This is a genomic window from Rhizobium sp. KDH_Rht_773_N (assembly GCF_052946295.1).
This window is the reverse complement of the sequence record NZ_JBRFNB010000002.1, coordinates 166,041-187,890: the sequence shown is the minus strand read 5'-3', so window position 1 is coordinate 187,890 and position 21,850 is coordinate 166,041. Positions and strand designations below refer to the sequence as shown.

19 protein-coding genes are annotated in these 21,850 nt (G+C 62.5%); 2 read left to right on the top strand and 17 right to left on the bottom strand.

Annotation, left to right across the window (positions count from 1 at the left end; translation table 11 throughout):
• Positions 1-7 precede the first annotated feature (7 nt).
• From ACU8HS_RS22815 to ACU8HS_RS22750, 14 genes are all read right to left on the bottom strand, one after another.
• The gene (locus ACU8HS_RS22815; RefSeq protein ID WP_447016257.1) at positions 8-1,057 is read right to left on the bottom strand and encodes a DUF2218 domain-containing protein; all 1,050 of its coding nucleotides are present in this window, start codon (positions 1,055-1,057) and stop codon (positions 8-10) included.
• A complete protein-coding gene (gene fhuB, locus ACU8HS_RS22810) occupies positions 1,054-3,051 on the bottom strand; it encodes a Fe(3+)-hydroxamate ABC transporter permease FhuB (protein WP_447016256.1) in 1,998 nt (665 codons plus the stop codon). Before fhuB ends, ACU8HS_RS22815 begins: the two co-directional genes overlap by 4 nt.
• Positions 3,035-3,910, bottom strand: a complete 876-nt coding sequence (locus ACU8HS_RS22805) for an ABC transporter substrate-binding protein (protein WP_447016255.1) — start codon at positions 3,908-3,910, stop codon at positions 3,035-3,037. The genes fhuB and ACU8HS_RS22805 overlap by 17 nt, the downstream gene beginning before the upstream one ends.
• A 3-nt stretch (positions 3,911-3,913) precedes the next feature.
• Complete coding sequence (locus ACU8HS_RS22800) at positions 3,914-4,693, bottom strand: ABC transporter ATP-binding protein (RefSeq protein ID WP_112703455.1); 780 nt, start codon at positions 4,691-4,693, stop codon at positions 3,914-3,916.
• Positions 4,694-4,783: 90 nt separating this feature from the next.
• Positions 4,784-6,937 carry a TonB-dependent siderophore receptor gene (locus ACU8HS_RS22795; protein WP_112755303.1) on the bottom strand — a complete coding sequence of 718 codons (2,154 nt, stop codon included), beginning with the start codon at positions 6,935-6,937 and terminating at the stop codon, positions 4,784-4,786.
• A 162-nt stretch (positions 6,938-7,099) separates the two neighbouring features.
• Entirely contained in the window at positions 7,100-7,984 is an 885-nt protein-coding gene (locus ACU8HS_RS22790) for a helix-turn-helix domain-containing protein (RefSeq protein ID WP_447016254.1), read from the bottom strand.
• Positions 7,985-8,101: 117 nt separating this feature from the next.
• Positions 8,102-8,857, bottom strand: coding sequence for a fumarylacetoacetate hydrolase family protein (locus tag ACU8HS_RS22785; RefSeq protein WP_447016253.1), 756 nt, complete (start codon positions 8,855-8,857; stop codon positions 8,102-8,104).
• 78 nt (positions 8,858-8,935) lie between these two features.
• On the bottom strand, positions 8,936-10,303 hold the full coding sequence (locus ACU8HS_RS22780) for an FGGY-family carbohydrate kinase (RefSeq protein ID WP_447016252.1): 1,368 nt from the start codon (positions 10,301-10,303) through the stop codon (positions 8,936-8,938).
• Complete coding sequence (rhaM, locus tag ACU8HS_RS22775; RefSeq protein ID WP_112703459.1) at positions 10,300-10,620, bottom strand: L-rhamnose mutarotase; 321 nt, start codon at positions 10,618-10,620, stop codon at positions 10,300-10,302. Before rhaM ends, ACU8HS_RS22780 begins: the two co-directional genes overlap by 4 nt.
• Entirely contained in the window at positions 10,617-11,627 is a 1,011-nt protein-coding gene (locus ACU8HS_RS22770; protein ID WP_447016251.1) for an ABC transporter permease, read from the bottom strand. Before ACU8HS_RS22770 ends, rhaM begins: the two co-directional genes overlap by 4 nt.
• Positions 11,624-12,613, bottom strand: coding sequence for an ABC transporter permease (locus tag ACU8HS_RS22765; RefSeq protein WP_007825791.1), 990 nt, complete (start codon positions 12,611-12,613; stop codon positions 11,624-11,626). Before ACU8HS_RS22765 ends, ACU8HS_RS22770 begins: the two co-directional genes overlap by 4 nt.
• Before the next feature lie 9 nt (positions 12,614-12,622).
• Positions 12,623-14,158, bottom strand: a complete 1,536-nt coding sequence (locus ACU8HS_RS22760) for a sugar ABC transporter ATP-binding protein (protein WP_112703564.1) — start codon at positions 14,156-14,158, stop codon at positions 12,623-12,625.
• A 73-nt stretch (positions 14,159-14,231) separates the two neighbouring features.
• Positions 14,232-15,227, bottom strand: coding sequence for a rhamnose ABC transporter substrate-binding protein (gene rhaS, locus ACU8HS_RS22755; RefSeq protein ID WP_112570298.1), 996 nt, complete (start codon positions 15,225-15,227; stop codon positions 14,232-14,234).
• 46 nt (positions 15,228-15,273) lie between these two features.
• A complete protein-coding gene (locus tag ACU8HS_RS22750) occupies positions 15,274-16,086 on the bottom strand; it encodes a DeoR/GlpR family DNA-binding transcription regulator (protein WP_112570296.1) in 813 nt (270 codons plus the stop codon).
• A gap of 197 nt (positions 16,087-16,283) precedes the next feature.
• Here ACU8HS_RS22750 and ACU8HS_RS22745 point away from each other — a divergent pair, with 197 nt between their 5' ends.
• Both ACU8HS_RS22745 and rhaI read left to right on the top strand, forming a co-directional pair.
• Complete coding sequence (locus tag ACU8HS_RS22745) at positions 16,284-18,380, top strand: bifunctional rhamnulose-1-phosphate aldolase/short-chain dehydrogenase (protein ID WP_447016250.1); 2,097 nt, start codon at positions 16,284-16,286, stop codon at positions 18,378-18,380.
• Between the two features lie 49 nt (positions 18,381-18,429).
• Entirely contained in the window at positions 18,430-19,722 is a 1,293-nt protein-coding gene (rhaI, locus tag ACU8HS_RS22740; RefSeq protein WP_447016249.1) for an L-rhamnose catabolism isomerase, read from the top strand.
• An 18-nt stretch (positions 19,723-19,740) separates the two neighbouring features.
• Here the strand turns inward: rhaI and ACU8HS_RS22735 are convergent, their stop codons facing one another.
• From ACU8HS_RS22735 to ACU8HS_RS22725, 3 genes are all read right to left on the bottom strand, one after another.
• Positions 19,741-20,199, bottom strand: coding sequence for a carboxymuconolactone decarboxylase family protein (locus tag ACU8HS_RS22735; RefSeq protein WP_112753928.1), 459 nt, complete (start codon positions 20,197-20,199; stop codon positions 19,741-19,743).
• A 187-nt stretch (positions 20,200-20,386) separates the two neighbouring features.
• The gene (locus ACU8HS_RS22730; RefSeq protein WP_447016248.1) at positions 20,387-21,085 is read right to left on the bottom strand and encodes a RibD family protein; all 699 of its coding nucleotides are present in this window, start codon (positions 21,083-21,085) and stop codon (positions 20,387-20,389) included.
• Between the two features lie 32 nt (positions 21,086-21,117).
• Positions 21,118-21,780: an HAD-IA family hydrolase gene (locus ACU8HS_RS22725; protein ID WP_112703466.1), complete on the bottom strand. Its 663-nt coding sequence runs from the start codon at positions 21,778-21,780 to the stop codon at positions 21,118-21,120.
• Positions 21,781-21,850 lie beyond the last annotated feature (70 nt).

Genomic DNA, 21,850 nt, shown 5'->3' with positions numbered 1-21,850 from the left:
GACGGATCTACCGCTCCCAGTAAGCGCCGATGCTCATCCTGTGGCGGTCGTGGCCGCGCTCGGTCTTCAGGAAATCCCGGATGCGCTTGGCCTCGGACCGTTCGCAGCCGGCCCAGACGAAAGTGTCGCCATCAGCGTCCGCCAGCGCGTTCCTGATGGCGCCTTCGACCAGGCCGAGCGTGCCGGCGGGTGCGCCATTGCGATGCATCCAGGTGAGGTCGACGATACCGGCGGAGACCAGCGGCAGCTCTTCCGAAGGACTGTCGACTTCGAGGAATATCCGCAGCCGTGTTCCCGCGTGAATTTCCGCGGCCATGCGGGAAATAGCGGGCAGCGCCGTCTCGTCCCCGGCAAGGATCATCGATGTGGCGTCCGGTACCCCGCCGCCACCGGGACCGAGCGCACCGGCGATGTCGCCGGGCCTGGCATTCACGGCCCATTCGGCGCCGGGCATGTTCTCTCCCTCGTGCAGCACGAAATCGATATCGATCTCGCCACGCTCCAGGTTGATGTTGCGGAACGTGTAGATGCGCACGGTCAGCGCATCCTCGCCCTTTGCCCATTCGATGCGGCCGTCTGCGCGCAGTTTCGGCCAGACCGGAACACGGCCCTTCGGCGGGATCAACAGGCGGAAATGCAGGCCGCCGTGCGCGAAATGTCTGGCATCGTCGCAGGCAACGGTCACCCGCCGCATATGCGGGCTGATATTGCGGGCGCTGACCACGCGGATTTCGCGCAGGTCCGGCAGGCGGTCGGCTTTTGGCGCGTCCGACCACGTGAGTTCCAGCCTGTCTTCGCCGGCAAACTCGAAGAGATGTTCGGCAAGAACCGATCGCACGTTCTGGAGTGCCCGGGCGCTTCGGCAGGAAAGCTCGATAGCAAGCGCGCGCCCCTCATGGCGGATATCCGCCTTGCCGATTGTCATCTCCAGTGTCAGGAGATCGCCGTCGCGATTGACGGTGCTGTGTTCGACGAAATGGGCGCAAAGCTCGTCGAGCATCTTGCCGGGATCGACGGCGATCGCGACGCCGGATGCGGTAAAACGTTCAGCCATCATTGCCTGATGTCCTTTCGCGAGAGCAGCCAGATGAGGTAGGGGCCGCCGATCAGCGCCGCGAAGAGACCGACCGGCACCTGGTAGGGGTAGATGACGATGCGCGAGAGCCAGTCCGCCGTCATCAACACACCGGCTCCGAAGAGCACGCTGGCAGCAAGCTGCTGGCCCGGCCGGTGGAAACCGGCAAGGCGGGCAAGATGCGGTGCGATGAGCCCCGTGAGGCTGAGCGGGCCGACGAGGAAGGAGGCGATCGCCGTCATCAGCGCCGCCAGCGTCGCCAGCGCCAGACGGCTTGTCCCGACGCGAAGTCCGAGTGCGCGGCTGGAATTGCTGCCGAGCGGCAGCATCGTCAGCCAGCGGCCGAGGAAGGGCAAGGGTGCCACCAGCACAAGGAGCGAGATCACTGCCGTCCAGGCTTCAAAGGCGCCGGCGCGATTGGTCGAACCGGAGAGCCAGGTGAGCAGGACGTAGCCGCGCATGTCGCCCTGCGCGAGCACCATCGTCACGATTGCCATGGCAAAGGCGCCGATGCCGACACCCGCAAGCAGCATGCGCTCCGGCGAAAATTGCGTGCGGGCGGACATGGCGATCATGGCCGCAAAGGCCGCGAGCGCGCCGAGCGCCATGGCAGGCAGCATGACGACCGGCGGGGGAAAGCCGAACAGAAAGAGCGCGACCGTCAGGCCTGCGCCTGCACCGCTGCTGATACCCAACACTTCCGGGCTTGCGATCGGATTGCCCGTCACCCGCTGCATGATGAAACCGGCCGCCGCGAGCATGCCGCCGGCACCAGCCGCGACGATGAGGCGGGGCAGGCGGAAGGGCAGAAGGTCGGTGAATAGCGGGCCGGTTGCGACATGCCAGCCGTCGTCGGCCGGCCCGAGCGCGAGGAAAGTGACGAAGAGCAGCAGGATGGCGACGCAAAGTGCGGCCAGTACGGCAAGCGGCTTTGTGAGCCGCCTCAAGCTCGGTGCCGGCTCTGCGCCAGCGGAGGAAACGGAATGCAGACGCGGCAGCAGGAAGAGCAGCAGGGGGCCGCCGAGCAGGGCGGTTGCAGCTCCCGTCGGCGCGAGATCGGTAAAGCCGGGACCGAGGATCTGCATCAGACAATCGGTGAAGAGCAGCAGACCGGCGCCTGTTATCGGCGCCGATATCATCAGAGTAGCGGTGCTGCGCGCGCCGAAAAGCCGGGCAATTGCAGGGGCGGCCAGCCCGAGGAAGCCGATTACGCCGACCTCTGCCGTGACCGAGGCCGCAAGCCAGACCGCGAGCGCGAGGATGGCAAATCGTGCCGAGTGCAGCGCCAGCCCGAGGCTCCTGGCGCTGGTGTCGTCGAGCGTCAGAATGCGAAGTGGCCGCACGAGAAGCATTGCCGCCGCAAAGCCGAGGATGAGGCGGGGACCGAGCGAAAGCACGCCGCTCCAGTCCTGCTGGCTGAGCGAGCCGGCGCCCCAGATATAGATCGACATGGCGTATTCGCCGCGCGCCAGAATGAGCGTGACGCTCAAGGCTGCGGCGATCATGCTGACGATCATGCCCGACAGGGCCACGGTGACGGGGTCGAGCCCGCGTCGCCAGCTGAGTGCCAGCACGATCGCGACCGCACCGAGCCCGCCGCCAAAGGCAACGATCTCCCGCGGGAAGCCAATCAGCAGCGGCGAGACGCTGAGCGCCGCCGTCATCGCCAGCTCGGCGCCCGACGCAATGCCGAGCGTCGAGGCATCGGCAATCGGATTGCGCAGCACCTGTTGCAGCAGCGCGCCGGAGAGGCCGAGTGCGGCACCGGCAATCAGCGTCAGGACGGCCCGCGGCATGATACTGTTCCAGAGCAGGATGCCATCGAGGGTGGCGGCCTGAGCCGCATCGCCCGGCACCTGCGGGCGCGTCGCGATCAACAGCACGAAGGCGGCGATGCACAGGGCCGGAAGCGCAACCGCGGCAAAGGGAATGCCGGCGCCGCGGGCTGGCCTTGCGTGACTAACCGTTCCATGCATGGGCAAGCCCTTCCCGAAGAAGATCGGCAAAACGCATGGCAGCTGGCAGTGCGCCATAGGGATTGATGGAGCCGAGCACGAGTACCCGCTTCTCGCGCACGGCCGGCAGCGCATTCCAGAAGGCACTTGTCGAAAGTGCGGCAAGCGCATCGGCAGGATGCGGCGGGATCATGACGATCCAGGCATCCGGCATCGAGGCCAGCGTCTCGATGCCGACAGGAGCGGCGGCCGAATAGCTGGTCGCGCCCTGCCAGGCATTGGTCAGGCCGACACGTTTCAGAACCTCGCCGAACATGCTGTCGGAGCCGAAGACGCGGAAATGCCTGCTGTCGCCGAGATTGATCGGGATCACGGGGCGGCCGTCGCCTGCAGCAAAGGTCGCCCGGCAGCGGTCGAGCCTGCCGGAAAGCTCTTCTGCGAGCTGCCTTGCGGCAGCCAGCTGCAGCCGTTCGCCGATCGCGAGCGTTGCCTGTTCGGCAAGCACGTAAGGGCTTTCGCCCGGTTTATAGATCGCATGGCTTTCCACGGGGGCGATCGGCCGCATGCGGGCATCCGCCCAGGCGTAGAAATTCGAATTGAAGATCAGGTCCGGACGGACGAAGCGCAGCGCCTCGAAATTCGGCGTGCCGCGCAGGCCAAGATCGGCAATGTCATCGCGAGCAACAGGTGTCACCGCCACTTCGCGGAACTGTCGCAACTCCGTTCCGGCAACGACATTGGCGCCGATCGCCAGCAGGGTCTCCAGCAGAGCCCAATCAAGGGTCGCCACGCGCGGGCTTTCGCCCGCCCGCAGAAGTGCGGGGGCCGACAGCGTGGCCGCCGCAGCGGCGAGAAACTGCCTGCGCGAGAACAATGCCATGGTCTACAAAAGGTAGCTGACCGGCTCGTTGCGAACCGGATGCGGGAAGACGCCCATGCCGACGCCGAAGATCGACTGCAGCTTGTCGGCCTGCATGATATCGACAGGCTTGCCTTCGGCGCTGATCCGGCCACGGTTGAGCGCGATGATGGCATCGCAATAGCGTGCGGCGAGATTGATGTCGTGCAGCACGATGATCACGGTCAGCCCGCGTTCATGGCTGAGTTCCTGCACCAGCGAGAGCACGCTCGCCTGATGGGCAAGGTCGAGTGCCGAGGTCGGTTCGTCGAGCAGCAGGCAGCGGGCGTTCTGGGCCAGCATCATGGCGATCCAGGCGCGCTGACGCTCGCCGCCGGACATGCTCGCGACAAGGCGGTCTGCGAAATCCTCCAGCTCCGTGCGGACGATCGCTTCCTCGACCATGTCGCGGTCGGTGGTGCTGAAACGGCCGAGCGTGCCGTGCCAGGGGAAACGGCCGAGTGCCACGAGCTCACGCACGGTCATGCCGTCGGTCGCCGGCGTAAATTGCGGCATGTAGGCGACGTGGCGGGCAAAAGCGCGGCTGCCCCAATCGGCGGCGGCCTTGCCGTCGAAAGAGATCGAGCCGCTCTTCGGGGCGATCTGCCGGGCAATGATTTTCAGAAGCGTGCTCTTGCCGGAACCGTTCGGGCCGACAAGCCCGTAGATGCGGCCGGCCTCAAGCGTCAGATCGATGCCGTTGAGAATGGATCTGCTGCCGATCGCATAATCGATCCCGGCAAGGTTCAGGAAGGGCGTGGACACGAGGAAACTCCGGCTTTGCTGCAAAGGTTCGGGAGGGCCGAGCCCTCCCTTTATCGCAGCTTCCTGAAAAACTGAACTCGATTTGTCAACTTACCATTTCTTGCTGAGCTTGAAAGTGACCGTGCGGGCATCGCCGTAACCGCAGACCGTCAGGCCCTGGCAGCTTGAAACATATTCCTTGTCGAAGAGATTGGCGACGTTGAGCGAGGCGGCCCAGTTTTCCTTCTCGTAGCGGATTGCGGCGTCGAATACGGTCGCGGCCGGCACCTTCTCGGTGTTGTTTTCGTCTGCCCATGACCAGCCCTGATGCCGGACGCCGGCACCGAAGCTCAGGCCCTCCAGCGTGCCCGTCGTGACGAGGTAATCGACCCAGAGCGAGGCCTTGACCTTCGGCGTGATATAGGGGGATTTGCCGATGAGGAGAGGATTGGCTTCGTTTTCCAGCACTTCCATATCGGTATAGTCGAGGCCGGCAGTGACCTTCCAGTTGTCGTTGACGTTGACTTTGCTCTCGAGTTCGAAGCCGCGCGAGCGGACCTTGCCGAGCTGGCTCTGCTCGAATGTGAGCGGATTGGTCACGGCATTGTTGCGCTTGTCGATCTGGAACACAGAGGCGGTGATCGTTCCGTCGAAGAAGGTCGGCTCGTATTTGACGCCGCCTTCGATCTGATAGCCTTCCTCGGGCTTGAGAGGACCGGAAATGCCGGTGCCGATCAAGGGGTTGAAGAAGCTTGCGACACTGACATAAGGGGTCAGGCCGTTGTCGAACTCGTAGGCAAGGCCGGCACGACCGCTGGCTGCGCCGTCATCGAAGCTGTAGCTCGTTCCGATCGCGGCATCGGAATCGATATCGACATGGTCGTAGCGGCCGTTCAATGTCAGCAGCCAGCCATCGCCGAAATGGATCTGATCCTGAGCGTAGATGCCGATCTGTTTCATGGTGACGATGCCATCGGCATAGACGAAATTGGCGCCCTGGGGCGTGCCGTAGACCGGATCGATTGCGCTGATCGGGTTGGAGCCGCAGCAGGCCTGCCAGTTGTCCAGCCGGTAGTACTTGTAGTCGATGCCGGCCAGCAGGTTATGAGTCGAGCCGCCGAGTTCGGCCTCGCCCTCCAGGCGGTTGTCGATGCCGACGGAATCGACGCCGGAGCGGCCTTCGAAGCCGATGCGGGCAAGGTCGTAGTCGGGTGGCCCGCCGACATAGCCGTTGAGATATGGGCCTTGCTCATGCTTGTCGAGGTGGCCGTAGCGGAAGTTCGAGGTGAATTTCACGCCGCCGTCGAATTCATGCTCGAATTCGTATCCCACCATCTTCTGGACATAGCTGCCGTCGTCGAGGTCGGGCTCGCCGTAGAAGGCGTCGCGCGGGATCTTGCCGAAGGGTGCGTCCACGACCGTGCCGACATAGGGGAAGAAGCCGTTGCCAGTATGGACCTGGTCCAGGCCGCCCAGATAACTCCAGACGGTAAAGCTCGTCGCGTCGTCAGGCGCGATCTTCAGCTGCGGCATGATGAAGCCGCGGAAATCATGCGAGAAATCCGAGTAATTGTCGCCGCCCGCGACCTTGCCGGTGAGGCGATAGGTCATCGTATCGCTGGAGCCGACCTTGTCGGAAATGTCGAAGCCGGTAAAGGCGTTGCCGTTACTGTTGATGCCGATATCTGTGTAATACAACGGCTCGTCCAGCGGGCGCTTGCGCACGAGATTGATGATGCCACCCGGATTGGAGCCGCCGTAAAGCACGGAGGCCGGGCCTTTGAGAACTTCCACACGCTCGAGCATGAACGGGTCGATCTGGAAGCCGCCGAAGCCGTAGCTGAAGAGGTTGAGGTTGTCGAAGAAAACGCCGGTCTGCGTGGCGTTGAAGCCGCGAATGTAAAACCAGTCGGTATCGGGATCGTTGCCGAAGGGCTGGGTGGTGACACCGGGCGTATAGAGCAGCGCCTCGTCGACCTTGTTGGTGATGCCGCGATCGTCCATTTCCTGCTTGCCGATGACGGAGACCGACTGCGGGATTTCCTTGAGTGGCGTATCGCTCTTGGAGCCGGTAGACGAGTTCCTCGCGACATAACCTTTGACCGGGCCGGTGGCACTGTCATCGCCGTCCTGGATGACGATCGGCGCCAGTTGCGTCGGATTGGCATCCTGAGCAGGAGCGGAGGATGCCGCCATGATGCCGGCGACGGCCGTTCCTGCCAGTAAACATGTCCTGAAGATGAGCCCTTTGGTCTGCGCTCGCATAGATTACCCCACTCGTGCCACGGCCCTTGCTGCCGCGGTATGGCCTCGAATAAGTCGAGTGTTTAACTCAAATTTAATCAGGCGGATTGTCGCGATCGGGTGGAAATTGAACGTTCTTGGGCAATTTTCCGCATTGCAAGCAAATGCCCGGAAGTGTTGCAATCAGGCAAGCTGCGCCTTTTTCCAGTTCGCCGGCGTGATTCCGAGATGCTTGCGAAAGACTCGGGTAAAATGCGCCTGATCGGCAAAGCCGGTTTCCACGGCGATGGTCGTCAGGGGATATTCGCTCGTGATCAGCAGATGCTTTGCGCGCTCGAGGCGCGTATTGGTCTGATACTGATGCGGCGCCACGCCCGTCGAAGCCTTGAAGGCATGGCTGAAATGCGATTGCGACAGGCCGGTGACGGCGGCCAGTTCTTCGAGGCGGATATTGCGCAGGCAATTCTCTTCGATGAACTCCGTGGCGCGCCGCAACTGCCAGGCGGCAAGCTTGCTGCGCTTGCGTGGCTGCACTCTTGTGAGTTTCAGGACATCGATGATGAGGGCGAGCGACAGGCCGTCGCCATAGAGATCATGCAGCGGCTGCGGATTGACGCATTCGGCGGCGATCAGCTGGGCGAGCGACAACAGGCGCTCGTCGGAAAACAGAAGCTGCGCACTGGCAAGCCGCTGGGGATCAAGGTCGTCGCCGAGCCGGCGGCTGATGGTCTCGACGTCGAAATGGATGTCGAGATGGCGCACGGAATGCACATCCACCAGATCGGCCCAGACTTCCATGTCGGCAGGAACGTAGGAGATCGGCCGCTTTTCTGCGTCCTGCACTGTGCCTTGCGCACGCGGCGAAAGTTTCACCCGCGAATCGCCCGGCCCGCGCTTTTCGAGGAAGATGAAAAGCCGCGGGTCCCGGGATACATAGTAGCCGCCGGAACGGGGAGCGCAGTCCACATCCCAGACATCGGCCACGATACCGTTCCACACCCGGCGGTTGACGCCCTTGGTGACGGAAAAGCCGTGGATCCTGTTCTGCATGCGCGGTTGAAACGTCATTTCCACTTCCGCCTCCGGCCAGATGGCCGGCATAAACCTTCGCCATAAACTCAAGTTTAATACAAGAAGCGGGGCAGCATGACAATCACCCAGTTTGGGCGTGAAAAAATGCCGAGGTCAAACGACGGAGAACACCAGCCGTGCGCCGTCGCCAAAGCGGATATCGATCTCGCCGGGTTCGGCGAGTTCGACGGCGCCGCTGAGCGTGCCGGTGGTGACGAGCGCGCCTGACTTCAGTGAACTTTCCGGCCGCAGAGGATCGTTGGCATAGTCGACCAGCCAGGACAGGACGTCGCCCTTCGGGTGCTTGGCGAGGCCGTCATAGATCGTCCTGCCGCCATGAGTGACCGTCAGCGGCGTGCTTGCGGCGGTATCGATGAAACTCTTGGATATGGAGGGACCGAGCACGTAGCCGCTGTTGCCGAGGCGGTCTGCAAGGAAAAGCAGGAAGGAGACGGCGCCGCTTTCCTTGACCGCGCTGACCAGCAGTTCGGCGCCGAGATAGGCGGTGGAAATCGCATCGAGAACTTCGGCGCGGCTGTAGGGGGCGCCTTTGCGATGGGGCAGGTCCCTGCCGAAGCGGACGGCAATTTCGGTTTCGAATTTCAGGCCCGGATACCAGGCAATAGTGGCGCCGGAGACAGTCTCGGCATAGGGATGGAGGGGCGCAGTGACCGGCTGCCCCTCGGGAGAAACCGTCACCTTCCAGGCGTTGCTTGCAACACCTTCTTCGGCCTTCAGGGCATTCTGCGTTTCCATCGCCTGCTGCAGGTCGGCCGGCAGCGGGAAGGCGCTCGTCGGTTCCTGCTTTCCGGCCTGGCGCAGGCCGTGGAGCTTGGCGGCCACGGCGCGCGGGTCGAATGAATCAGTCATGCTCTTTCCTCCATCAGATCGGGAGGTGCCACACTAGCGGCGCAGCCGACTTGAACAAGGCCACTCTTGGAAAGACTGTTATTCCATCGCGGCGTACCAGCGCTTCCGGTAGTCGGGAAGGCCCGGAATCGGCCGAGGCGGGACGTGTTTTTCAACCCCGGATACCGGCTTGATGCCGGCAAGAAGGGCCGCTCCCTGGCTGGTGCCGGTCGATCCCGGCAGCGCCATCGTGTCGCGGCCGGTGATTGCGGCAAGCAGCGACAGATAGGTTTCGTTCAACGCGAAGGGACCCTCGACGATGATCGGGCCTTTGGCGCCGATCAGGCCGAGGCAGGCCTCGGTCATCAATGCGAGATAGAGGCAGGCGGCGGCAAAGCGCTGCTCGCGGCTGGCGCTTTCCGCACCGATCCAGCGACTGACCTTGCCAGGAAAGGGACCGGAGCCCGGTGCCACATTCGGCAGCAGCATGATGCCCTTCGCCACAACGTCATTGATGACCGCACGCGCTGCCGCATCCCCGACCTGGCCGATCTCGGCCGACAGCATTTCGAATTCGCGGCCGCCCATGAAGCGGGAGGAGGGCACGGCACGGCCATAGGCATCGACATTGGCAAGCGCGTCGCGCGTCGCGTCGAGATGGTCGAGATCGCCGCCGACGCCGAAATTGATGACCCATGTACCGGTCGAAACGACGGCAAACGGCGATTTGCGGCCGACGAGATGCGGCAGCAGCGAGGCATTGGAATCATGGATGCCGCAATAGACGGGCACGGAAACGCCGATCTCTTCGGCGATCTCCGGCAGAACGCGGCCAAGCGCATCGAAGGCCGAACGGATCGGCGCCATCCGGTCACGAATGGCAAGTGTGTCGACCAGGGAGGAATAGGCGCCGGTTTTCGGGTTCCAGAGATCCGTATGGCAGCCGAGCGAGGTCGTCTCGTTTGCGGCGACACCGGTCAGGCGCGCCGACCAATATTGCGCATAGGTCAGGATCGCAGCCGCTTTCGCGAATTCTTCGGGGAATGCAGCCTTCTGGTAATGAAGCTGCGCACCGATGTTCAGCCCCATCGACAGACGCGGAGAGAAGGTCTCGGCAAAAGGCGGGCGCAGCGCATCATAGGCCTCGCGGATCTCCTGCGGATATTCGTGCTCATAGTCGATGACCGGCATGGCAAGCTTGCCGTCAGCCCCCAGCAGGGCAGCGGCCGCACCATGTGTGGTAATCGAGATCGCGTCGAAGCCTGGCTCGCTGGCAAAAGCCTTCAGAGCGGCAAGCGCGAAGCGCCAGAGCGCTTCGATATCGTAATGCGGATAGAGGCCGTCGCGGATGACCGTATTCGGCTGCTTGCGGACCGCGATTTCAGCGCCTGTCGCGCTGTCGAGCACGACGACCTTGGCGTTTGTCTTGCCGATGTCGAGAACGGCGATGTGGCGGTAGTCGCTCATGGCATGTGGAAGACGGTCACGAGGTCGCTCTGGACGGGTGAATTGTCCGGATTGGTTTCCATGATATCGGCCATATGCGCCCACCACTTCTTCATGACGGGATGGTCCGGCAGGTTTGCCATCGTGTGATCCTTCGGCCGGGTCAGCACGCCGAAAAGCGTGTTGGTCTCGCGGTCGAGGTGGATGGAATAGTCGCTGGCGCCGGACCGGTGCAGAAGATCGACCAGTTCCGGCCAGATCTCGTCGTGCCGCTTCCTGTATTCGGCCTCCATGCCGGGATTGAGCTTCATCTTGAAGGCGTGTTTTTCCAGGGTCATTTGGCGCTCATCGTTTTGATGCGGCGGGCGATGATCGGGATGGCGATGGTGATGATCAAAAGCAGGCCGATGAAGATCGACATGACGATGCCGGGCACGTTCAACAGGCCAAGCCCGAAGGTGACGAGCCCCATGACGAAGGCGGCAATGACGACGCCGCCGATCGTGCCGGAGCCGCCGAGGATCGAGATGCCGCCGAGCACCACCATGGTGACGACTTCAAGCTCCCAGCCTTGCGCGATCGACGGACGGGTGGAGCCGAGGCGCGAGGTCAGGCAGACGGCGGCCACTCCGCTCATCACGCCGGTCAGCAGGAAGAGGATGAATTTCACGCGCTCGACCGGGATGCCGGAGAAGCGGGCGGCGAAATCGTTGTTGCCGATCGTATAGACCTGCCTTCCGAAGTTCGTCGCATGCAGCAGGATGGCAAAGAGGATCGCCAGCACGATGAAGAGCACGAATTCGAAGGAGAAGACCCAGACGACGTAACCCTGGCCGAAATAGGCGAAATCCGCCGGGTATTTGCCATAGGCCTGATCGCCGAGCACGATGTAGGAAATGCCGCGGAACAGGCTCATCGTGCCGATCGTGACGACGATCGACGGCAGCTTCAGCACCGAGACAAGGAAGCCGTTGAAGATGCCGCAGAGCAGGCCCGTGCCGATGCCGATCAGCACGAGGCCCGGCGTGCCGACGCCGACCTGAGCCGCAGCCCCCATCGCCGTCGAGGCAAGCGCAATGATGGCGGCAACCGACAGGTCGATCTCGCCGGCGATGACGAGCAGCGCCATGGCAAAGGCGATCATTGCCTTTTCGGTGAAGTTGAAGGTCGCGTCCGAGAGGTTCCAGGCATCGAGGAAATAGGGCGAGGCCACGGAATTGAAGATGAAGATCAGGACGGCCACGCCGAAAAGCAGCACTTCCCAGCTCGCCATGAAGCGCTTGAACGGCGTGCCGAGGCGATCGGGAATGACGCGCTTTTCAGGACTGGAGGAAACCATGCTCATGCTGCGACCTCCGCTGCTGCGCGGTCACGCAGGATGATGCGCCCGCGATTGCGCTCACGCCTTGCGTTGAAGACGACGGCGAGGATGATGACGGTTCCCGAGATCGCCATCTGCGTGAAAGGCGAAATGCCGATGACGGGAAGGGCGTTCTTGATGACGCCGAGGAAGAGTGCGCCGAGCACGGTGCCGGCAACCGAGCCGACGCCGCCGGCAATGGAAATGCCGCCGATCACGCAGGCCGCAACACTGTCGAGTTCGAAACCGTTGGCGATATCGACATAGGCGACTGCGTAGCGCGAGACCCAGAGGTAGCTGGAAAGGCCGGCAAGCGCGCCTGACAGCACGAAGGCCAGGAATTTCGTCTTGCCCGTATCGATACCGGCATAGACGGCGGCCGTCGGGTTGCCGCCGGTCGCATAGGCCGAGCGGCCGAACTGGCTGTAGCGCAGCAGCATGTACATCAGCGCGACGATGATGATCGCGACCCAGCTCAAGACCGGCAGGCCGAGGATCGGCGTGCGCGGAACGGAGAGGAAGATGGGCGTCATCTGGTGTGCGTTGACCCAGGCGCCGCCCGACAGCACGAAGGCCATGCCGCGATAGATGGTGAGCGTGCCGAGGGTGACGACGATCGGCGGGATTTCGAGGCGCCAGACGAGGAAGCCGTTGATCGAACCGAGAGCCGCGCCGATCACGACTGCGGCAAGGATCAGCACGATCAGCGGCAGTCCGGGAAAGGCCGCATTCATCATCGCGATCGCCATGCCGGTGAAGGCGAGGTTGGCCGCAACCGAAAGGTCGATCGATTTCGTCAGGATCACCGTCATCTGGGCAAGCGCCAGGATGATGAGGATCGCCGTATCGTTGAAGATGCCGGCGAGATTGTCCGGGGTCGCGAAATCTGCCGCACGCGTCGAGAAGACGGCGATCATCACCACGATGATGGCAAAGAGCAGGGTTTCGCGTTTTCTGATCAGTCTCATCATGCCGTCACCTCACGCATTTCCGGTCGCCGCGCGCACCAGCGCTTCCGGCGAAAGCTGATCGCGCTCGAAGAGCCCGGCCGACAGGCCTTCCTTCATGACCAGCACACGGTCCGACATGCCGATGATCTCGGGCAGTTCGGAGGAGATCATGATGATGGAGAGGCCTTCGGCCGCAAGTTCGCTGATAAAGCCATGAACGGCAGCCTTCGAGCCAATGTCGATACCCTTGGTCGGCTCGTCGAGGATGATGACCTTCGGTTTGGTCGCCAGCCACTTGCCGATGACGACCTTCTGCTGGTTGCCGCCCGAAAGCGTACCGACCGGCACGGAAAGGGCAGCGGCACGCAGGTCCAGCCGCTCGGCATATTTGCGCGCGAGCGCGAATTCTTCGGCCGCCTGCAGGAAGCCCTTGCGCGACGTGCGCGCCAGCGATGGCAGCGTCATGTTCTGGTAAATCGGCATCGGCAGCGCCAGGCCGTGACGGCCGCGTTCTTCCGGCACATAGACGATACCGGCGCGGATGGCCTCATGCGGCGAGTTGATCGAAATCTCCTGGCCTTCAAGCGTCAGCCTGCCGGAGAGCGGCCTGGTGATGCCGAAGAGCGATTGTGCGAGTTCCGAGCGTCCGGCGCCGATCAGGCCGTAGATGCCGAGGATTTCGCCCTTGCGCAGCGTCAGCGAAATATCGCGGAATTCGGTGCGGTGGCTGTATTTCTCGACCTGGAGCACCGGCGCGCCGATTGCCACGTCGATCTTCGGGAAGGCGTTTTCAACGTCGCGGCCAACCATCATGCGGACGATTTCGTCCTGCGGCGTTTCCTTGAGCTTGCCATGACCGACAGCGCGGCCGTCGCGGAAGACGACGTAATTGTCGGCGATCTCGTAGAGTTCGTCGAACTTGTGACTGATGAAGAGAATGGCCTTGCCACTCGCCTTCAGGCCCTCGACGATCCGGAAGAGGTCGTCGATCTCCTTGCGCGAGAGGGCGGCAGTGGGTTCGTCCATGATGACGATGCGGGCCTCGATCGACAGGGCGCGAGCGATCGCCACCAGATGGCGCTGCGCAATCGAGAGGTCCTTCAGGCGGATCGTCGGATCGATATTGCTTTCGAGCGAGGTCAGCAACGCCCGGGAGCGGTTGTTCATCTCGCTCCAGTCGATCGTGCGCCAGCGGGTGCGCGGCGCGTGACCGAGGAAGATATTTTCGGCAACCGAAAGCTCGTCGAAGAGCACGGTTTCCTGATGGATGGCAGTCACGCCGGCGTCGATGGCGGCCTGCGCCGTCGCAAAATGTGCCGGTTTGCCATCGACGATGATTTCGCCCTCGTTGGGGCGGTAGATGCCGGTCAGGATCTTGACGAGCGTGGACTTGCCGGCGCCGTTTTCGCCGATCAGTGCCGTCACCTTGCCGGGATAGAGCGCGATGCTGACATTATCGAGCGCTTTGACGCCCGGAAAGATCTGTGAGATGCCGCGCATTTCCAGAATGGCGGGTACGTCGTCGGCTTTTGCGTCCGGGACGGGGTGTTGAAGGGCAGGGGTCATCAGCAAGCTTACCATCATCGAAAGAGAAGCCCGGCGGCAGGGCCGCCGGGTGTCTGTTCATGATCTCTGAAAATCAGAAGACCTTGGAGAACTGGTCGATGTTCGAGGCATTGTAGACGAAGGGATCGGCCATGGCAGCTTCGCCGTTGTCGCCAACCTTGATCTTGCCCATGCGGCCGGCTTCGATTTCGCTGCCGGGCTTGCCGTCGGTATCACCCTTCACAAGGCGATAGGCGATCTGGGTTGCGGAATAGCCGAGGTCGATCGGGTTCCAGATGGCGAATTCCTTCGTCGCGCCGGACTTGATCGCGCCGGCCATTTCGGACGGCAGGCCGAGACCGGTCACGTAGACCTTGCCGACCAGACCCTTGTCTTCGACGACCTTGGAGGCGGCCAGAACGCCGACCGTCGTCGGAGCGACGATGACCTTGACGTTCGGGTTGGATTTCAGCAGGCCTTCGGCTTCACGATAGGACTTGTCCGAGAGGTCGTCGCCGTAAACCGTGGTGACGAGGTTGAGGCCCGGGAAGTCCTTGAGCTGCTTCTTCATCTGGTCGATCCAGATGTTCTGGTTGGTCGAGGTCGTCGTCGCCGACAGGATGGCGAAGTCGCCCTTGCCGCCGTCCAGATGATCCTTGGCGAGCGTCAGGCACATCTTGCCGATCAGCTCGTTGGAAGACGGGTTGAGCTGCAGGATGCGGCCTTCCGGAGCAACGCCGGAGTCCCAGGAGATGACCTTGATGCCGCGCTGGGCAGCCTTCTTCAGAGCCGGAACGACGGCGTCCGGGTCGTTTGCCGAGATCGCGATGGCGTCGACGCCCTGCGCGATCAGCGAGTTGATGACTTCGATCTGGCCTTCGGCCGTCGTCGTCGTCGGGCCGGTGTAGATGACTTCCACGCCGCCGAGTTCCTTGGCTGCTTCCTGAGCACCCTTGTTGGCGGCGTCGAAGAAGCCGTTGCCGAGCGACTTCACGACGAGGCCGATCTTGATGTCCTTGGCGCTGGCGTTGCCGGCCATCATGGCGACGGCGAGCGCTACGCCGAGCGCAAGTGTCTTTGCAAGTTTCATGTCATGTCCTCCCACTAAGATTAGACTTCCACACCCCGGCGGCGCCTCATGCGACCGACGAGGAATCCTCCTTCACAACCTGGGCCACCGGGCTTGCGACAACGAGCCGGATGCCGGCATTCTCGATCATGCGCGCCGCTTCCTCCGAGATGCCGTCATCGGTGATGACCACAGAAACGCGGTCGAGCGGGCAAAGAATGAGGCTCGACCGGCGATTGAATTTGCTTGAATCGACCATGACGACAAGCTCGTCGGCCTGGTGCATCAGTTTCTGCTCGCTCTGGATGATGAGGGCGTCCGCCTCCATGATGCCGAGCGGGCCGACGCCCTGGGCGCCGATGAACATGCGCCGCGCATAAAAGTTGCGGATCGCATCATTGTCGAAAGGCGACAGGATCAGGCTCTGCTCGCGATAGATCGCGCCGCCCGGCACCGTCACCGTGTTCTTGGAATGCTTCACCAGATGTTCGGCGATAGCAAAGGAATTGGTCATGACCTGCATGCGATGGCCGGCCATATAATGCACCATCTGGAAGGTCGTGGTGCCGCCATTGATGATGATGGCGTCGCCCGCTTCGCAGAGATCGACGGCTGCGCGCGCGATTGAGCGCTTTTTATCGATGTTGACGGATTCTGAAACCCTGAAGGGCCGCCCCGCGAGATTGCCGAGCTGCGGCGGGTGGACGGCTTCCGCGCCGCCACGCACGCGCCGGATCTTGCCCTGCACATGAAGAGCCGCAATGTCGCGCCTTATCGTCGCTTCAGAAGCATCCGTCAGCTCGGAAATGTCCTGAATCGTAACGACGGACTTTTCCTGAACGGCGCTTAAGATAATGCGATGGCGTTCGCGTTCGTGCATTGGGCTCCTCCTCTTGTCATATTTATTTCGTATCCGTTAAAGCCTGTCAATCAGAAACGATCATAAATTTTCATATTGCGATGCAACATAATCGATTTTGATCGTTTTCGATTGACAAGCGCCATTTCGATGCGCGATACCGTGAGCGAAAGGGCGCGCTCATCGCCGCGCCCCGCAAGCCTATATGGGAGGATGACATGGCGGCAAAGGTTCGACTTCTCGAGAACCGGTGGGATGATGCTTACGCGGCGGGCATTGATGAGCCCGGCAAGCTTCTCTATCGCTCGAATCTGCTCGGCGCCGACAAGCGCATCACCAATTACGGTGGCGGCAATACCTCGGCCAAGGTCATGGAAACCGATCCGTTGACCGGCGGCAAAGTCAAGGTTCTCTGGGTCAAGGGTTCGGGCGGCGACGTCGGCACGATCAAGCTCGATGGTTTCGCAACGCTCTATCAGGACAAGCTGGAATCGCTGAAGGGCATCTACAAGGGTGTCGAGGACGAGGACCGCATGGTCGGCTTCCTGCCGCATTGCACCTTCAACCTGAACGGCCGCGCCGCCTCGATCGACACGCCGCTGCACGGTTTCGTGCCTTATACGCATGTCGACCACATGCATCCGGACGCGATCATCGCGATTGCCGCCTCCAAGAATTCCCGGGAATTGACCAGGCAGGTCTTCGGTGACGCGATCGGCTGGCTGCCCTGGCGCCGTCCGGGCTTCCAGCTCGGCCTCGATCTCGAAGCCTTCGTCAAGGCGAACCCGCACGCCAAGGGCGTCGTCCTCGAGAGCCACGGTCTCTTCACCTGGGCTGACGATGCCAAGGCCTGCTACGAACTGACGCTCGATATCATCAACAAGGCGATCGAATGGTTTGCCGGCCAGACGGAAGGCAAGACGATCTTCGGCGGTGCTGCCGTCGAAAGCCTGCCGGTCGCCGAGCGTCGCGCCATCGCTGCCCGGCTGATGCCGGAAATTCGTGGCCGCATCGGCAAGCAGGAGCGCAAGCTCGGTCATTTCGACGATCAGGACGCGGTGCTGGAATTCGTCAATTCCAAGAACCTGCGCCCGCTCGGCGCGCTCGGCACCAGCTGCCCGGACCATTTCCTGCGCACCAAGATCCGCCCGCTGATCGTCGATTTCGATCCGGCAAAGCCTGACGTCGATGCCATCATCGCCGGCCTCGACAAGGCGCTCGAAGATTATCGTGCCGATTACGCCCGCTATTACAATGCCTGCAAACATGACAATTCGCCGGCTATGCGTGACGCCAATCCGGTCATCTTCCTGGTGCCGGGCGTCGGCATGCTTTCCTTTGCCCGCGACAAGGCGACGGCCCGCATTGCCAGCGAATTCTACGTCAACGCCATCAACGTGATGCGGGGTTCCTCGACGGTCTCCGAATACCAGGGCCTACCGGAGCAGGAAGCCTTCGATATCGAATACTGGCTGCTCGAAGAGGCCAAGCTGCAGCGCATGCCGAAGCCGAAGAGCCTGGCCGGCAAGGTCGCCTTCGTCACCGGCGGCGCCGGCGGCATCGGCCGCGCAACAGCCGCGCGTCTGGTCGGCGAGGGCGCCTGCGTGGTGCTTGCCGATATCGATCAGGCGGCACTGGAATCGACCGAAGCGGAATTCGTCAAGAAGTACGGCGCTGACGCTGTGCGCACGGTAAAGCTCGACGTCACCAAGGAAGATGCGGTCATCGCTTCCTTTGCCGAATCCTGCGTCGAATTCGGCGGTATCGACATTCTCGTCTCGAATGCCGGCATCGCTTCCTCGGCGCCGATCGAAGCGACCGAGCTTTCGATGTGGAACCGCAATATCGACATTCTCGCGACCGGCTATTTCCTGGTTTCTCGTGAGGCCTTCCGCCTGTTTCGCCGTCAGGCGCTCGGCGGCAATGTCGTCTTCATCGCGTCGAAGAACGGTCTTGCCGCTTCGCCCAACGCGGCTGCCTATTGCACCGCAAAGGCCGCCGAAATCCACCTTGCCCGCTGCCTTGCGCTCGAAGGCGCAGAAGCCGGTATCCGCGTCAATACGGTCAATCCGGATGCGGTGCTGCGCGGCTCGAAGATCTGGAGCGGCGAGTGGCGCGAACAGCGGGCGGCCTCCTCGAAGATCGAGGTGGACGAGCTCGAGGAACATTACCGCAAGCGCTCCATGCTGAAGCTCAACGTCTTCCCGGAAGACATTGCCGAAGCCGTCTACTTCCTGGCGTCCGATCTGTCTGCCAAGTCGACCGGCAACATCATCAATGTCGATGCGGGCAACGTTCAGAGCTTCACGCGCTGACAGCAAGCGGCGGGCTTTGCCCGCCGCCATAAATCTCTGGGAGGAAGACATGGCTGAATTCAGGATTGCGCCGGATCTGGTCGCGACGGAAAACGACAGGCGCGCCGCCGCGCTGAAGGCTGACTACGAGGCGCTGGGCGCAACGCTCGCCCGCCGTGGCGTCGATATCGAGGCGATTACCCGCAAGGTCGCGGAATTTACCGTCGCGGTCCCCTCCTGGGGTGTCGGCACCGGCGGCACGCGCTTTGCCCGCTTCCCCGGCACGGGCGAGCCGCGCGGCATTTACGACAAGCTCGACGATTGCGCCGTCATCAACCAGCTGACGCAGGCAACGCCGACCGTGTCCCTGCATATCCCCTGGGACAAGACCGATGTGAAGGAGCTGAAGGCGAAGGGCGACGCGCTCGGCCTCGGCTTCGACGCGATGAATTCCAACACCTTCTCGGACGCACCCGGCCAGAAGCTGACCTACAAATTCGGTTCGCTCAGCCACACGGATGCGGCGACCCGCCGGCAGGCAGTCGAGCATAATCTCGAATGCATCGAGATCGGCAAGGCGCTCGGCTCCAAGGCGCTGACCGTCTGGATCGGCGACGGTTCGAACTTCCCGGGCCAGAGCAATTTCACCAAGGCTTTCGAGCGCTATCTCGCCTCGATGGCCGAAATCTACAACGCGCTTCCCGACGACTGGCGGCTGTTCTCCGAGCACAAGATGTACGAGCCGGCCTTCTATTCGACGGTCGTGCAGGATTGGGGCACGAACTATCTGATCGCCCAGACGCTTGGTCCGAAAGCCTATTGCCTCGTCGATCTCGGTCATCACGCGCCGAACACCAACATCGAGATGATCGTTGCCCGCCTGATCCAGTTCGGCAAGCTCGGCGGCTTCCATTTCAACGATTCGAAATATGGTGACGACGATCTCGATGCCGGCGCGATCGAGCCCTACCGGCTGTTCCTCGTCTTCAACGAGCTCGTGGACGCCGATCAGCGCGGTGTGAACGATTTTCACCCGGCCCATATGATCGACCAGTCGCACAATGTGACGGACCCGATCGAAAGCCTGATCAACAGCGCCAATGAGATTCGCCGCGCCTATGCGCAGGCACTGATCGTCGACCGCAAGGCGCTCGACGGATACCAGCAGGACAATGACGCGCTGATGGCGTCGGAGACACTGAAGCGGGCCTACCGTGCCGATGTCGAGCCGATCCTGGCCGAGGCCCGCCGCCGCGCCGGCGGCGCGATCGACCCGGTCGCCACCTACCGTGCCAGCGGCTACCGCAAGAAGGTCGCCGCCGAACGCCCCGCCTCCGTTTCCGGCGGCGGCGGCATCATCTGATTGAAGGCAAGCCGCCAGTTACGGCTTCCACTGACCTGCAACCTGCCGGGTGGCAACGTTCAGCCGGTTCCAGACGTTGATATTGGCGATTGCGATGACGAGGGCCGCAAGGCTCTTGCCGTCGTAATGGCGGGTGCACTCGTCCCACACCTCGTCCGGCACCGGATCGGCGCGGTCGCCGAGACGGGTGACAGCCTCCGTCAGTGCCAGTGCCGCGCGTTCGGCATCGCTGTAATAGGGCGCGTCGCGCCAGCCGGCGACGGCAAAGAGCCGTTCGTCGGTCTCTCCGTGTTTGCGGGCGATGCGCCAATGCCCGTCAATGCAAACGCTGCAGCCATTGATCTGGCTGGCCCGAAGATAGACGATTTCCAGAAATCCCGGCGCAAGTCCGGCTGCGGTCGGCAATTTGCCAAGCGCATTCAGTGCCTGCATGGCTTCCGGGATGACGAGGGCCGGATTTCCCATTCTCTCTTGCATGTTCGATCTCCTGATAACGTGGTCCGTTTGACGCGCAGCCCGCTGGTTGCCGGCTTTCGTTCGTCATGGCGTTGACGGATCGAGATGAGAGAATGTGACGAGGACGGGGAAAAAGCTGAGAAGCAAACCGCGGCAGCTGCCCCTCGGGCGGCAAGGGGCCTGCTCAGACGCGTACCGCCGATTTCCATCATCCCCGTCGGGTGTGGACCTTATAGCGCAGGGCAACGGCGCCGTTGTCTTTCGTCTCTGCCGAGAGCAGCGAGAGCTGTGTTCTGCCGGCCAGTCCGCCCTCGAAGGTGACGACAGGCTGGCCGCCGCTGCCGTCCAGGGCCGGGGCGACAAGCAGATGGAATTCGTCGATCAGCCCCGCGGCAAAGAAGGCGCCGTTGATCGCCGCTCCGCCTTCGAGCAGCAGTTTGCGGATGCCGAGTTCCTTCCCCAGCACGTCAAGCGCTGCGGCCAGGTCGATCTCGGCAGATGGCGAGACGATGTAGGAGATGCCATCAGCGGCAAGTTCCGCAAGATGCCGGTCCGGCACGCTATTGCCGAGGATGACGACGATATGGTCGCCATCGATGTCGGGCTGCGTGAAATGCAGCTTGCCCGACGTGTCGAGGGCTATCGCGTAGCTGCCGGCCTTGCGATCGGCAAAACGGTGCGGCCGTTCCACCGCCCCGGCAGATTGCGGCGGATGCGGCTCGCCTTTCGCCATTTCGGCCATCGTGATACGCCCGACGATCCAGGCATCGCCCTGGAGTTCCTCATGCGCCTTCTGATAGAGCGCCGTCCATTCCTTGCGGCCGCCATCAGGGCTTTCCGTCCACTTGCTCGGGTGCAGGCCGCCGTCGAGCGACGACATCATCAGGCAGATGACTTCCGGTTTCATGGCACTTCCTTTCCGGCAGGCGCCGCAGGCAATCAGAACTTGATTGAAAGGTGGCCGCTGTCAGCAATGACAACGGTCGCGTCGGCATAATGTTCGATCTCGGGATAGCCTTGCAGCGAATGTTTGTGGCCTGCCGCCGTAATCAGCATGACATCGGCGCCCGCTGCCGTCCCGGCCTTCACGCCGGCTTCGACGTCTTCAAAGACCAGGCATTCATGCGTCGCGAAGCCGAGTTTCTCCGCGCCGAGAATATAGCATTGCGGGTCGGGCTTGCCGATCGTCACGTCTTCCGCGGTCACGATCGCCTGCGGCAGAGGAAGGCCGGCGGCCTCGAGGCGCCGCTCCGCAAGGCGGCGCGGGGAGGAGGTGACGATCGTCCACCGGTTCGGCGGAAGCGAAGCCAGGAAATCGGCGGCACCCGGCAATGCCACGACGCCCTCGACGTCGCGGATTTCCTCTTCGGTGATCTCCGCCGCTTCCGCTTCGGCATCGACACCCGGAAGGTTCAGCCGGCGGATCGTGTCGATCCCGCGCGATCCATGCATGGTCGGCAGGAATTTCTCCACATCCAGCCCGTGTCGCGCAGCCCAGCGCCCCCAGACGCGTTCTGCCGACGCAGTCGAACTCAGGATCGTCCCGTCCATGTCGAACAGGAAGGCGGCATATTGTTTGGAACTGTCAAATCGGAGGGACATCGGGAAACACCATTGGGAGGGATAGGCGCGCCATCAGCCAATGAAAAACGCGGCAGGTCAAGTCGCCGGC

What these genes read in the sequence shown, in the direction of transcription:
- rhaM (WP_112703459.1), bottom strand. Translation starts at nt 10,620, where the DNA reads ATGACCCTGGAAAAACACGCCTTCAAGATGAAGCTCAATCCCGGCATG.
- ACU8HS_RS22735 (WP_112753928.1), bottom strand. Translation starts at nt 20,199, where the DNA reads ATGCAAGAGAGAATGGGAAATCCGGCCCTCGTCATCCCGGAAGCCATG.
- fhuB (WP_447016256.1), bottom strand. Translation starts at nt 3,051, where the DNA reads ATGCATGGAACGGTTAGTCACGCAAGGCCAGCCCGCGGCGCCGGCATT.
- ACU8HS_RS22745 (WP_447016250.1), top strand. Translation starts at nt 16,284, where the DNA reads ATGGCGGCAAAGGTTCGACTTCTCGAGAACCGGTGGGATGATGCTTAC.
- ACU8HS_RS22760 (WP_112703564.1), bottom strand. Translation starts at nt 14,158, where the DNA reads ATGACCCCTGCCCTTCAACACCCCGTCCCGGACGCAAAAGCCGACGAC.
- ACU8HS_RS22795 (WP_112755303.1), bottom strand. Translation starts at nt 6,937, where the DNA reads ATGCGAGCGCAGACCAAAGGGCTCATCTTCAGGACATGTTTACTGGCA.
- ACU8HS_RS22780 (WP_447016252.1), bottom strand. Translation starts at nt 10,303, where the DNA reads ATGAGCGACTACCGCCACATCGCCGTTCTCGACATCGGCAAGACAAAC.
- ACU8HS_RS22770 (WP_447016251.1), bottom strand. Translation starts at nt 11,627, where the DNA reads ATGAGCATGGTTTCCTCCAGTCCTGAAAAGCGCGTCATTCCCGATCGC.
- ACU8HS_RS22790 (WP_447016254.1), bottom strand. Translation starts at nt 7,984, where the DNA reads ATGACGTTTCAACCGCGCATGCAGAACAGGATCCACGGCTTTTCCGTC.
- rhaS (WP_112570298.1), bottom strand. Translation starts at nt 15,227, where the DNA reads ATGAAACTTGCAAAGACACTTGCGCTCGGCGTAGCGCTCGCCGTCGCC.
- ACU8HS_RS22750 (WP_112570296.1), bottom strand. Translation starts at nt 16,086, where the DNA reads ATGCACGAACGCGAACGCCATCGCATTATCTTAAGCGCCGTTCAGGAA.
- ACU8HS_RS22730 (WP_447016248.1), bottom strand. Translation starts at nt 21,085, where the DNA reads ATGAAACCGGAAGTCATCTGCCTGATGATGTCGTCGCTCGACGGCGGC.
- rhaI (WP_447016249.1), top strand. Translation starts at nt 18,430, where the DNA reads ATGGCTGAATTCAGGATTGCGCCGGATCTGGTCGCGACGGAAAACGAC.
- ACU8HS_RS22815 (WP_447016257.1), bottom strand. Translation starts at nt 1,057, where the DNA reads ATGATGGCTGAACGTTTTACCGCATCCGGCGTCGCGATCGCCGTCGAT.
- ACU8HS_RS22725 (WP_112703466.1), bottom strand. Translation starts at nt 21,780, where the DNA reads ATGTCCCTCCGATTTGACAGTTCCAAACAATATGCCGCCTTCCTGTTC.
- ACU8HS_RS22785 (WP_447016253.1), bottom strand. Translation starts at nt 8,857, where the DNA reads ATGACTGATTCATTCGACCCGCGCGCCGTGGCCGCCAAGCTCCACGGC.
- ACU8HS_RS22805 (WP_447016255.1), bottom strand. Translation starts at nt 3,910, where the DNA reads ATGGCATTGTTCTCGCGCAGGCAGTTTCTCGCCGCTGCGGCGGCCACG.
- ACU8HS_RS22765 (WP_007825791.1), bottom strand. Translation starts at nt 12,613, where the DNA reads ATGATGAGACTGATCAGAAAACGCGAAACCCTGCTCTTTGCCATCATC.